Annotated in this window: 15 protein-coding genes and 2 other annotated features (1 of these 17 only partly in view); of the genes, 2 read left to right on the top strand and 13 right to left on the bottom strand. The window is 34.6% G+C overall.

The window, feature by feature from the left end:
* Position 1: 1 nt before the first annotated feature.
* The 3 genes from O1A01_RS19395 to O1A01_RS19405 form a co-directional block, all read right to left on the bottom strand.
* Positions 2-1,756: an ABC transporter permease subunit gene (locus tag O1A01_RS19395; protein WP_270064786.1), complete on the bottom strand. Its 1,755-nt coding sequence runs from the start codon at positions 1,754-1,756 to the stop codon at positions 2-4.
* Between the two features lie 18 nt (positions 1,757-1,774).
* Complete coding sequence (locus O1A01_RS19400; RefSeq protein ID WP_270064787.1) at positions 1,775-2,671, bottom strand: hypothetical protein; 897 nt, start codon at positions 2,669-2,671, stop codon at positions 1,775-1,777.
* A gap of 312 nt (positions 2,672-2,983) precedes the next feature.
* Positions 2,984-3,742 carry a TrmH family RNA methyltransferase gene (locus O1A01_RS19405; RefSeq protein WP_066415403.1) on the bottom strand — a complete coding sequence of 253 codons (759 nt, stop codon included), beginning with the start codon at positions 3,740-3,742 and terminating at the stop codon, positions 2,984-2,986.
* A gap of 154 nt (positions 3,743-3,896) precedes the next feature.
* Here O1A01_RS19405 and sspI point away from each other — a divergent pair, with 154 nt between their 5' ends.
* Positions 3,897-4,103 (top strand): small acid-soluble spore protein SspI, encoded by a 207-nt coding sequence (gene sspI / locus O1A01_RS19410; protein WP_066415398.1) that lies wholly within the window; start codon positions 3,897-3,899, stop codon positions 4,101-4,103.
* 315 nt (positions 4,104-4,418) lie between these two features.
* Here the strand turns inward: sspI and O1A01_RS19415 are convergent, their stop codons facing one another.
* Both O1A01_RS19415 and O1A01_RS19420 read right to left on the bottom strand, forming a co-directional pair.
* Positions 4,419-5,507, bottom strand: coding sequence for a M42 family metallopeptidase (locus O1A01_RS19415; protein WP_066415393.1), 1,089 nt, complete (start codon positions 5,505-5,507; stop codon positions 4,419-4,421).
* Between the two features lie 86 nt (positions 5,508-5,593).
* Complete coding sequence (locus O1A01_RS19420) at positions 5,594-6,082, bottom strand: dUTP diphosphatase (RefSeq protein ID WP_066415392.1); 489 nt, start codon at positions 6,080-6,082, stop codon at positions 5,594-5,596.
* A 123-nt stretch (positions 6,083-6,205) separates the two neighbouring features.
* Between O1A01_RS19420 and O1A01_RS19425 the strand changes: the two genes are divergently transcribed.
* On the top strand, positions 6,206-6,598 hold the full coding sequence (locus tag O1A01_RS19425; protein WP_066415390.1) for a sigma-w pathway protein ysdB: 393 nt from the start codon (positions 6,206-6,208) through the stop codon (positions 6,596-6,598).
* A 16-nt stretch (positions 6,599-6,614) separates the two neighbouring features.
* Here O1A01_RS19425 and O1A01_RS19430 read toward each other — a convergent pair whose 3' ends face one another.
* From O1A01_RS19430 to thrS, 8 genes are all read right to left on the bottom strand, one after another.
* Positions 6,615-7,079, bottom strand: a complete 465-nt coding sequence (locus O1A01_RS19430) for a GNAT family N-acetyltransferase (RefSeq protein WP_066415388.1) — start codon at positions 7,077-7,079, stop codon at positions 6,615-6,617.
* 34 nt (positions 7,080-7,113) lie between these two features.
* The gene (locus O1A01_RS19435; RefSeq protein WP_066415386.1) at positions 7,114-7,503 is read right to left on the bottom strand and encodes a hypothetical protein; all 390 of its coding nucleotides are present in this window, start codon (positions 7,501-7,503) and stop codon (positions 7,114-7,116) included.
* Positions 7,504-7,689: 186 nt separating this feature from the next.
* Positions 7,690-8,274, bottom strand: a complete 585-nt coding sequence (locus tag O1A01_RS19440; RefSeq protein WP_066415385.1) for a VTT domain-containing protein — start codon at positions 8,272-8,274, stop codon at positions 7,690-7,692.
* Positions 8,275-8,332: 58 nt separating this feature from the next.
* Entirely contained in the window at positions 8,333-8,596 is a 264-nt protein-coding gene (locus tag O1A01_RS19445) for a DUF1294 domain-containing protein (protein ID WP_066415384.1), read from the bottom strand.
* A gap of 80 nt (positions 8,597-8,676) precedes the next feature.
* Positions 8,677-9,036 carry a 50S ribosomal protein L20 gene (gene rplT, locus O1A01_RS19450; RefSeq protein WP_066415382.1) on the bottom strand — a complete coding sequence of 120 codons (360 nt, stop codon included), beginning with the start codon at positions 9,034-9,036 and terminating at the stop codon, positions 8,677-8,679.
* A gap of 32 nt (positions 9,037-9,068) precedes the next feature.
* Positions 9,069-9,269, bottom strand: a complete 201-nt coding sequence (rpmI, locus tag O1A01_RS19455; RefSeq protein ID WP_066415379.1) for a 50S ribosomal protein L35 — start codon at positions 9,267-9,269, stop codon at positions 9,069-9,071.
* Positions 9,270-9,290: 21 nt separating this feature from the next.
* On the bottom strand, positions 9,291-9,809 hold the full coding sequence (gene infC / locus O1A01_RS19460; RefSeq protein ID WP_169714903.1) for a translation initiation factor IF-3: 519 nt from the start codon (positions 9,807-9,809) through the stop codon (positions 9,291-9,293).
* Positions 9,810-9,856: 47 nt separating this feature from the next.
* Positions 9,857-9,984: a sequence feature (ribosomal protein L20 leader region), on the bottom strand.
* A gap of 124 nt (positions 9,985-10,108) precedes the next feature.
* Positions 10,109-12,043, bottom strand: a complete 1,935-nt coding sequence (gene thrS, locus O1A01_RS19465; RefSeq protein WP_066415369.1) for a threonine--tRNA ligase — start codon at positions 12,041-12,043, stop codon at positions 10,109-10,111.
* 53 nt (positions 12,044-12,096) lie between these two features.
* Positions 12,097-12,267, bottom strand: a binding site (T-box leader); it runs 70 nt beyond the window's last position.

The raw sequence follows: 12,267 nt of genomic DNA on the forward strand, positions 1-12,267 counted from the left end.
TTCAATCCCTCCCTACTGGATGAAATTTATATTTTATCATTGTGCCAACAATTTGTGCTGCAATTAACGGGAGTAAAAAACAAACAAGTATACCAAATAACAATGGAGCATCTTCTGTTTCAAAACTTCCCTTTACCGATATTAAATTTGTACTAATATTAATAGCCATTAACATTCTTTGTGCTGCCCCACTATAATCAAAAAACCACTCTACAATTAAAAGATTAGACATAATATATAATAAAACAGCAGATAAATAGCTACATAGTGTAGGAATGACATTTTTAAGCATATGCTTTTTCAAAATATAGTTCCTTGATAAGCCTTTTGATAATGCTACTTGTACATACATTTCTCCCGCTTCATCATCAAGTGCATTTCGAACAATATTGGCGACATATGCAATAGGATGGATGGAAATTAAAGCCCCTAAAAAGAGAAAGCTATACCAATGTTCATGACCAAGTACTTTAAAGGTTGGAACATTAAATATTAAAAACCATTGGATAAAGAACATGATGAAGAAATCTGGTGTTGAAACAGTCGCCCATGTCGCTCCTTTTCCTATCATACCGTACCATTTTTTTTGAATTAGGTAATCGACTATACCTTTCATTAATCCAACTATTATTGTAATAAAGAAGGCGGCAATAATTATCTTTAAACTTCTAGGGAAAAGTTTAAAGACTTCGCTTTCGATCGATGCACCACTTTTCGTTTCCCCTAATGATCTGTCATTTACTATACTTGATAATAAGCTAGTAATATTATTTTTATAATCGGTTGGGGAAAATGTATAGGCCACATTCGTATAGTCTTGGTATCCATTTTTCGGGAATAACACTAGTGCTATAATTGCAAACACAAGCAAACCGTGTGAAACAAAAAGTAATCTTAAGCTTTTTATCCAACTTCCCTTACCCATTCTAGTGATCTTCTTTGTTATAAAGCTGACCCACTCCGCAACAATAACAACTAAAATTAATGCAAGCATCATAACGATGATGAGTTCGTAATCGTACGTTCTGAAAGATCGAGCAAATGAAACATTACTAAAATCAACTTTACTAATAAACAAGGAGGTAAATCCTTTATATTTTGTTAGCCATTCTACTAAAAAAACACTTGTTAGAAGTATTAATGTAAATGACCTAAAACGGAGAAGAACAGTTATAAAACCCGTTTTTATCATTTGTACAAATGATAAATTAGTTTTAGTTGATAACGATACTAATATAAATTTTGTCATGACCATAGAAGGGTATACGATACTTAAAAAGGCAATCTGTCCAAATGAGTAGTTACTACTGAAATATGAAATAAAACTATATAAAATAACAATAATAAAGATGTCGTGAAGTTCAAACCAGGAAGGAAATTTCTTTAAGTCTAGTCGTTTATATTTAAGAAGTAGTTTATGTAGTATGAGACTAACAACAACACTAACTAAAATGGAGGTAAAGAGAGTTGTAAGAAAAAGATCCATGCTGTTGAGTACAAATGGTTTCATCTCTTCCAAAACGGGTGTCCGTTCGATCCAAGTCACTCCTAGGTCTTTTCTTTCGTACCTAGAAATAAAATAGTTCTTAATGTTATCAAAGTAACTTGTTAAACTAAAATAATATTTTACAGAAAACTGTTGTTTGTCTGTTTGATTCGTTCCACGCGGAAACATCGTTAATAAAAATAATGCTATTACTACAAGAAAATTAATGATTGCTATCTTACCAAGTGAGAATAGTAATTTAGAATTCACTTTTTCACCTCCAATAATTTAAATTGGCTCAGCCATTGAATGACTTGTTGTAGTGGGAGCGTTCACTTTATTTTTATAATAGCTCCGCACCCCATCGGCTAACATGTTAAATATTGTAATAGTAATAATAAATGCAAGTATTGGTATTAATGGTGCAAGTGGGGCATGAACTACTACTCTAGTTGTATTTCCTAATATAGTTGTCCAATTATATTCCGTATTCATTAGTTGACCAAATCCCTGCCCTTTATTATCAATTGTTTTTGAGACAAGTATGTTAAAAATCGCTAGTTGCGCAATGAGTGCAGTTGTTTTTCCTAAATCCTTAAAGAAGTTATACAATATAGAAGGTAGAATCATAGGAAAGACAAAATATAATAATAAATAGAAACCTCTATACCCGCTCCTTTTTCCTAGAATGACTCTTTCACTACTGGAAGCTTCCATACTCTCGTTATATATACGTTTGCTAACTCGTCCTACTCCAATAAAAGCTAAGATTAAGATGGCCCAAAAGTATCTTCCATTGGAAAAGATTAAAAATGGCAAATTGATGAAAATGATCGCAGTTATAATTGGTGGTATTCTGGAAAAGAAACCATTAAGCATATTTATTAACAATTTAAAAATTCCGTTTTTATTCGTTGCATATATTCCTAACGGTACTGCTATTACGTATTGGATAATAGAAATGAACAAGATAATTACTAGTGTTCCCTTTGCTCCATAAACAATAAGGCTTAGTAAAGTTGTGAATTGTTCAAGAGAGCTCATGTTTTTCAAATTTTTTTCATAGTAGTTGGCCTTGGCTGCTTCGTAATATTCATTGCCTATTATTAACGACGCGGAGATGAATATTATGATGATGGACACAATGATTCCTAGCGTTGTTATTAACAATTTATTTTCTCTCATTTTATTCCTCCTATTCTTTTATGTTTTGACTATGAATAATGATTTCCAATCCATGTTCTTTGTTACAAATTTATTACGAATATTACAAATTTTCACTAAATATCATTTTACTGTAATGTAATTTTACTGTCTATCTTTTTTTACTATTTTTTTACTGTTTTTAACTATTTGCAGACCAACACTACCTTATCGCGGTAAAGTTGAAAGAATAAAAAAAGCTGTAGGAGACAACAATCTCTTCCAGCTTTTTTTATTCGCATTGCCTATTCTTTTTTCTAAGGCCTTTTACCTATCCATTTTTTTGATACATAATTAAGTTCTTAAGTAGTACATCAAAATACCAGCCGCAATCCCCACATTTAGTGATTCACTTTTTCCGTAAATAGGAATATATAAATTTTTGTCTGTTTTAGACAAATACTCTTTTGCCACTCCTTGGCCTTCATTCCCAACAAGTAACGCAAAAGAAGTTGTAGGTTTTACGTCTGTGTATGGCATTCCATTTTCTAATGCTGTACCATAAACGGGTATACCTATCTCTTTACATTTTTCTATCCATGTTTGAAGATTTTCTCGAATAATTGGCACATGAAAAATTGCTCCTTGCGTTGCACGGACAACTTTTCCATTATAAAGATCAGCAGTTCCATCCCCAAGTACGATGGTGTCTATACCTGCGGCTTCCGCGGTACGAATCATCGTACCGACATTACCAGGGTCCTGTACATTATCTAACATTAACACTTTGCTACTTTTAGTTAACATACTCTCGTTATTCGATTGGAATTGACAGACAGCAGATACTCCTTGTGGTGTTTCTGTTTCACTAATAGCTTTTAGAACATCATCTGATACTATATACCAGGTAGCATTATCTATTTTCCAGTTTGCTGGGATGTTTTCGTTTTCTGATATAATGATCTCTTCTACTAATCCATCTACTTTTAGAGCCTCTTCTACTAAATGAAATCCCTCTATTAAGAATGTTTTCGCTATTTCACGTTCTTTCTTTTTATGTAATTTTTTCCATTGTTTCACTTTAGGGTTTTTGACTGAATCAATTCGTTTCACGTTCTAATTCTCCTTTATTTCACCTTGTTGTTCATTATACTCAAATTTCTATCAGATGTACAAAACAGGGGAAAAAAAAGGTATTCTCTATACATAGTTTTTCTATTTTAGTAAAACATACAAATGTACATATTAATTTTAGGGGTGAAATGTTATGAACTTAAATTTACGACATGCGATTAAACAAAACGTACAAGGTAACTCTCAAGAAGAATTGGAAGCAACTATCGTTGATGCTATTCAAAACGGGGAAGAAAAGATGTTACCTGGTCTAGGAGTTTTATTTGAAATGATATGGCAACACTCTTCTGAACAAGACAAGCAAGAAATGCTTACAACATTAGAAAACAGTTTAAAATAATGGATGGAAAAACTAGAGCGGAATAATTAAACCGCTCTTTTTTAATTTGGTTCAAATGGAACGTTTTTCCCTCCTCTTTGGAATCTTGCTTTATGCTTTTCCTCTATTGTGAATATACCTAATTACTGTTAAGGGAATTCTACTTTTGCCCTTTCGTGTTCCCAGCCTTCCCTCTCCTCCCAAGGAGTCAAGTGTCCTTCGCTACAATCCACACCATAAAATCATTGCAATCATTGGAACTAGGTAGTAATCAATAGCGGTATATACTACAACTTTACATTAGAAAGAGCTCCCATTTCTGGAAGCCCTTTTTCATTAATTAAACGTAATTTCTTTTACAGTATCAGCATCTAAACGTTTGATCACTTCTGCAATTAATTTCACTGCATTCTCATAGTCATCACGATGCAACATTGCTGCATGAGAGTGGATGTAACGAGTTGCAATCGTAATAGATAATGCAGGTACACCTTGTGCTGTTAAATGGATTGCTCCAGAGTCAGTTCCTCCACCAGCTACAGAGTCAAATTGATACGGAATCTCCATTTCATCTGCTACACCTGTTACAAAATCACGTAACCCTTTATGAGAAACCATTGATGCATCATAAAGAATTATTTGAGGTCCTTTACCCATTTTACTTAGTGCTTCTTTTTCCGTTACTCCAGGAGTATCCCCAGCAATACCAACATCCACACCAAAGCCAATATCTGGTTCAATCATGTTTGCAGATGTTTTCGCTCCACGTAGACCAACCTCTTCTTGAACAGTTCCTACCCCGTAAACTACGTTTGGATGATCTGTGTCTTTAAGCTGCTTTAATACGTCAATCGCAATCGCACATCCGATACGATTATCCCAAGCTTTTGCTAATAACATTTTCTCGTTATTCATTACTGTGAATTCAAAGTAAGGAACAACTTGGTCTCCAGGTGTAACACCCCATTCAGCCGCTTCTTCACGGCTTGAAGCACCAATATCAATAAACATATCTTTAATCTCTACTGGTTTTTTACGAGCTTCTGGTGGTAGAATGTGAGGCGGTTTAGATCCTATTACACCTGTTATGTCACCTTTCTTCGTTACGATTGTTACACGCTGTGCCAGCATTACTTGTGACCACCAGCCACCGACTGTTTGAAAACGAATAAATCCGCGATCATCAATGCTCGTTACCATAAAACCAACTTCATCTAAATGGCCAGCAACCATAATTTTAGGACCGTCCGCTACCCCAACCTTTTTCGCGATTAAGCTTCCTAGTCCGTCCGTTGTTACTTCATCAGCGTAAGCTTCTATGTATTTTCTCATTACGTCACGAGGCTCTTTTTCATTGCCCGGAATACCTTTAGCATCCGTTAAATCTTTAAGCATCGTTAACGTTTCATCTAACTGCTTTGTCATATATTTCGTCCCCCTTAATATTCTCAACGCCTATTATACAGAAACTTCTGTCAGAAGAAAAGCGAGAGAAAACCAACAAATTGTGTTTAATATCCTGTTTGCTGTCGTTCATGGTTTACTTCATTCTTTTTATAGTATGCCTGTTCAATTTCTTTCCATTCGAAATGTAATAACTCCCCTAAATGAATATAGGAAGAGAATAGTACTTGGTACGTATCTTCGTCTCTCGATTCACGGAATTGTGAAATTAACTGATAGACTACTAAAAATTGTTCTGTAACAGACTCCATTTTTACGGATGCTTCCGTTTCAATATCCATGCTATAGTTTAACGTTAAGCCTAGTGATAAAATGAAATGTAGTCCATCAACATATTCTTCTAAAATAACCTCTTTAGGAGAAGAAGGTTTTAAACTCCAAAACTTGAAACAACGTGTTTCGTTAGCAAGTTCCCCAACTTCCACTTGTAAGGCTAACACTTTCCGATCAAAAAGCTCTTCTTTTTTTAATCCGTGTTGCTCTTCAATTTTTGAATCTAACTCTTTTTGCATAAGAAATAATTGGTCTAGTTTCATATGTACCGTCCTTTATAAAATTTATTTAAAAAAATTATATCAAAAATGAAACTTTTGCGTGATTAAAATCGTAAAATAGGGTAATCCATCTATATTCTATTAAAAATAAGGAGTTAAAGGACCATGATTGTTTACCTTATACGTATATTACTGTTAGCGCTTTTTGTTTTTCTTATTTACGCAATCATCAAATATGTTTTTAATCCGAAGAGAAAATTAGAATTAGCGCACGAACAAAAAAACTTTTATATGTTAGATAAAAAAGAAAATATACGTAAAAACTTTCTCTTAACGTACAAAGGTGTACTCTTTGAAGGAGAAAAATATTTAGGGACTACCGATAAAGCATTTGAAGTCATATCCATTTTTATCTTCCCTAAAAATACGTCAAAACTACAAGGTTTAGAAAAGCGTGACTTTGAGTTTATAGAAAAAGAAGTTAGAAGAGCATATCCTAATGCAATTATCGATTGGAAAAGCCCGATTAAAGAATTTTTAAAAGCAGAAAAGAGCTAAACAAAGCTCTTTTTTTTTATTCTTGTATCATTACGATGAATTCTGTACCATGAAAAAGAAATCGTGTCGTTTCAGTAAATTTATGTTTTTTATAAAGGTGAATGGCACGTTCGTTGAAGGAGGCAACTGTTAACCGAAGATTTTTACAATCCCCCATCCTCTTGGCTTGCTCCATAATAAAGGAAAGAAAATCATCACCATTTCCTTGATCAGTTAAGTCCGGCTTCAAACCAAAGCCAATATCTACAAATAAATTATTATAATTGTAATCTGTCGTCGGAACTTGTGCTCCTTCTCCGATACAAAAGAACCCTACTAACTGTTTATTTTCATCTAAGATTGTATAGTAGTCCTTCACTAACAATTCCATCATACCTTCTCGGCTCACTTCTCCATTGTAAAAATCGTAAGGAGGCTCGTACTGCCAACTTAAAATCTCCAAAGCGTAAAACTCATTCATATCATCTTTATACAACTTCATCGTTCATTACCTTCCCCATATTTGTCTGTAATTCTTAAGGACCTTCCGTATTCATTGTATCACTACTAAGATATATTCCTTTTATATTATTTATAAGTTTCACAAAACTGCTTATGGCTGCTGTTAATGTGATCGGAGGTTTGTTAAACAAAGCGTTGTTAAAAAATTCTGCGGCTGTTAAGTAAAAATGGAAGACTGTTAAGTAAAATCGGAGGTTTGTTAAGTTAATTCTGCTACCTGTTAAATAAAATCGAAACTCTGTTAAGTTAATTCTGCTACCTGTTAAATAAAATCGAAACTCTGTTATGTAAATTCTGCTACCTGTTAAATAAAATCGAAACTCTGTTAAGTTAATTCTGCTACCTGTTAAATAATATCGAAACTCTGTTATGTAAATTCTGCTACCTGTTAAATAAGTGATCATAAGAGGAAGCTAATTAAGAGAAAAAGGTTGATTTTCCTCAAAATGGTTTCCTTCTGAATATAAAAAAAGAGACTGTAACGTAGTGGAATGTACGAGACTCACGGATGCGAAGTGAAACGGACATACTTAAGCCTATTTTCATTGGTTATAATAGTTTCTCTACATAAAAAAACAGCTAATCATTGATTAACTGCTCCGAGCTTTATCTTTTTGAAAGAACTTCTCCCATTTTATAATCACATATTTATCCTTTACCAGAAAAAACAAACCAGATAATAAAAGTAATAATAACAAAATCATAGACGGGGAAAAATCACGTATAAACTGACCAAATACGGTATAAATAATTGCAATCGGAATGTTTGCTATGATAGAAGCCCTCACATATTCACGAAAATTTTTCGTTGTTTCAATTAAACATAACGACAATAAATGAAAATGAATAAATGGAATTAATCGAAGAACAGTAACTTGCCCGACAGACAATTCTGCCCGATGACCAAACCATTTCTCTTTCATTTTTAATATTTTCCCAAATATTTTAGGCATTTGATTATAAAGGAGATAGAAAAGTAGACTTGATAATGTAAGACCAATAATGGAATAGACGCTACCTAATAGACCACCAAACAATGCTCCACCTGCAACACAAATGATCACAACTGGGATAAATAATATTTGTCTTAAAATGTGAAAAGATATAAAAGCTATAGATGCTAGTAACCAATGTGTTTCAACCATTACATATAAAACAGATAATCGTTCATCCATTTGGTCTTCACCTCGCTCCGCATTGCATTATTCTATGCTTATTCGATAATTTAAGTGCTTATACCAATGTGAAATAGATAATTGTCCCTATTTGGACTAGAGTCAATAGTGGCATACCAAATTTAAATGTATTATGTTTCGTTTTATGACGAAATTTCTTCATCCCTGCCCATGAGCCTAGCGCACCACCAACAATAGAAATGGCCCATAAAGTAGATTCTGATATTCGCCATTTATTATTAATCGCTCTCTTTTTATCTACTTTCATTAATAGAAAAGCGACACTATTAAGTACGAGATAAATCAGTAACAACTCTATCATATCTTTCTCTTCACCAAACTTCCCATAATAAAACCGAAAGGGGACTACTTATAAGTATAGTCCCCTTTCTTTTATCGTTATTACTTGTTTAAGCTGTTTTTTGCAGCTGTTGCTAATTCAGCGAAAGCTTTTTCGTCATGAACAGCTAGGTCAGCTAACATTTTACGGTTAACTTCGATACCAGCTACTTTTAATCCGTGCATTAAACGGCTGTAAGAAAGACCGTTCATACGAGCTGCTGCGTTAATACGAGCAATCCATAACTTACGGAAATCGCGTTTCTTTTGACGACGATCACGATAAGCATACATTAATGATTTCATTACTTGTTGGTTAGCTACTTTATATAAAGTATGTTTTGAACCGAAATAACCTTTAGCTAATTTAATGACTTTTTTACGACGTCTGCGTGTTACTGTACCGCCTTTAACTCTTGGCATTGTGTTTCCCTCCTATATATAAAAAACCGATATTATTTAATGTTGTCTAACATATGACGAATGCGTTTGAAATCACCTTTACTTACAACAGCAGCTTTACGTAATTTACGTTTTTGCTTTTGAGACTTGTTAGCAAATAAGTGACTTGTGTAAGCGTGAGAACGCTTAAGACTACCAGATCCAGTCTTTTTGAATCGTTTCGCAGATCCGCGATGAGTTTTCATTTTAGGCATAGGTGAGTCCTCCTCTATTTCTTACTTTTCATTTTTAGGTGCTAATACTAAGAACATGCTACGACCGTCCATTTTAGGCGACGATTCCACTGTTGCAACTTCAGAGCAAGCTGCTGAGAAACGGTCTAATACACGTTGACCAATTTCTTTATGTGTAATGGCACGACCTTTGAATCGAATCGATGCTTTTACTTTGTCTCCTTTTTCAAGGAACTTTATCGCATTTCGAAGTTTCGTGTTAAAGTCGTGTTCATCAATTGAAGGACTTAATCGAACTTCTTTTACGTTAATAACTTTTTGGTTTTTGCGTTGCTCTTTTTCTTTCTTCTGTTGCTCGAATCGGAACTTTCCGTAGTCCATAATTCTGCATACAGGAGGCTTTGCGTTTGGAGCAACTAGCACTAAGTCTAAGTTTGCTTTTGCAGCAATCTCAAGTGCTTCTTGTTTTGTTTTAATTCCAAGCTGGTCTCCGTTTTGACCGATTAAACGAACCTCACGAGAACGAATACCTTCGTTCACCATCATATCTTTGCTAATAATTAGCCACCTCCAAGGTTTTATACGAACACCGTTTTTGAACAATCCTGTGAACAAAAAAAGTGTGGATGCATAACACACCCACACTTTACGAATTAAAGTTGAAAAATTCTCGTAAAACCTGGCAACTGCAATTTTGCGTCAATCAGGTGAGAAGCGGGTGCTTCTTCTTGTTCAATAAACAAGTATTCTATTCACCTAAGAAATATAACATTTCTTATGATGGTTGTCAAGGAATGTATATTCAAAACAAGCAACGTTTTAAATTGTATCAGATACATTTATCTTTGACAACTATTTTTTTATTTTTTTATTTCAGCTACTAATTGCTGTAAAAATTGCTCAAGCGGAATAGTCTCTGATTTTTGCTCTCCGTACTTACGTACATTTACAGCTTTTTCTTGAATTTCATTGTCACCTAGCACTAACATGTAAGGAATTTTTTGCATTTGTGCTTCACGAATTTTGTAACCAATTTTTTCGTTACGTTCATCAAGCTCAACGCGAATTCCTTCTGCTTTCAAGCGATCTTGCACTTCTTTCGCATAGTCAAAATGAGCTTCAGGAGAAACAGGAATTACTTGTACTTGAACTGGAGCTAACCAAGTAGGGAATGCCCCTTTATATTCTTCTATTAAGAAGGCAACAAAGCGCTCCATTGTGGAAACAACTCCGCGGTGGATTACGACTGGACGGTGTTGCTTTCCATCTTCTCCAACGTAAGTTAAATCAAATTTCTCAGGAAGCAAGAAGTCTAATTGGACAGTAGAAAGTGTTTCGTCTTTTCCTAAAGCTGTACGAACTTGAACGTCTAACTTTGGTCCGTAAAACGCAGCTTCACCATCCGCTTCGAAATAATCTAGTTCCATTTCATCCATTGCATCTTTTAACATGCTTTGTGCTTTTTCCCACATTGCATCATCATCGTAATATTTCTCTGTATCTTCAGGATCACGATATGATAAACGGAAGGAATAATCGTTTATTCCAAAGTCTTTATAAACTTCCTGAATTAAATGAACTACTCTCTTAAATTCGTCTTTAATTTGGTCTGGACGAACGAAAATGTGTGCATCATTTAATGTCATTCCACGAACACGTTGTAAACCTGATAATGCACCAGACATTTCATATCGATGCATTGTTCCTAGCTCAGCAATACGGACTGGAAGCTGACGATAACTATGAATGCTGTTTTTATAAACCATCATATGATGAGGACAGTTCATCGGACGAAGTACTAATTGTTCATTGTCCATTTCCATCGGTGGGAACATACCGTCTTGATAGTGATCCCAGTGACCAGAAGTTTTATATAATTCTACACTTCCCATTACAGGAGTATACACATGGTCATAACCTAATTTAATTTCTTTATCTACAATGTAACGTTCGACAACGCGACGAATTGTTGCCCCTTTCGGTAACCATAATGGGAGTCCTTGCCCAACCTTTTGCGAGTTGAAGAACAAGTCTAATTCTTTCCCAAGTTTACGGTGATCACGTTCTTTTGCTTCTTCTAATAAACGTAAATGTTCGTCTAATTCCGCTTTTTTGAAGAACGCAGTACCATAAATACGTTGAAGCATTTTATTTTTACTATCTCCTCGCCAGTAAGCACCAGCGATACTTAGTAACTTGAATTCTTTAATTTTCCCAGTAGAAGGAACGTGTACACCACGGCAAAGGTCGTAAAATTCACCTTGTTCGTAAATTGTAATTGTTTCTCCTTCGGGTAGTTCACGAATAAGTTCCAATTTTAATTCATCGCCAATCTCTTCATAACGACGAAGTGCTTCTTCGCGAGAAACTTCCACTCGAACGATATCAAAGTTTTCGTTCACTATTTTCTTCATTTCTTTTTCAATTGCAGGTAAATCTTCTGGAGTTAATGCATGCTCCATATCAACGTCATAATAGAAGCCGTTCTCAATAACAGGACCAATACCTAATTTAACGCCTTTTCCATAAATACGTTTAATAGCTTGAGCCATAAGATGCGCAGTGCTATGACGCATAATAGATAAAGCATCTTCACCATCTTGTGTAATAATACTAATTTGACCATCTTCGTTTATTGGAGTACGCAAGTCTATTTGTTCGCCGTTAAAAGTTCCAGCGATGGCTTTTTTCTTTAGACCTGGGCTAATGGATGCCGCAATATCTTCTGTTGTCGTACCACGCTCAAACTCCTTTACCGCTCCGTCTGGAAATTGAATTTTTACTAATTCAGACATCCTAATCACCTCTTGTTATTATTATTTATTAAAATAAAAAACTCGCCCCTATAAAAAGGGACGAGTTATTATTCTCATCGTGGTTCCACCCTAATTCCCATTGCTCTGCAAACAAAATATACAGATAATGGCTTAGTTTGGGTAACGGAACTGCCGTCAACAACTACTGCTATTAAGGTTCGCTGTTGAAGTTTAAAGGTGGTAAGTACTTAAATCGTAATAGG

Source organism: Sutcliffiella sp. NC1 (assembly GCF_027594365.1).
In the GTDB taxonomy this organism is placed as follows: Bacteria; Bacillota; Bacilli; order Bacillales; family Bacillaceae_I; genus Sutcliffiella; species Sutcliffiella cohnii.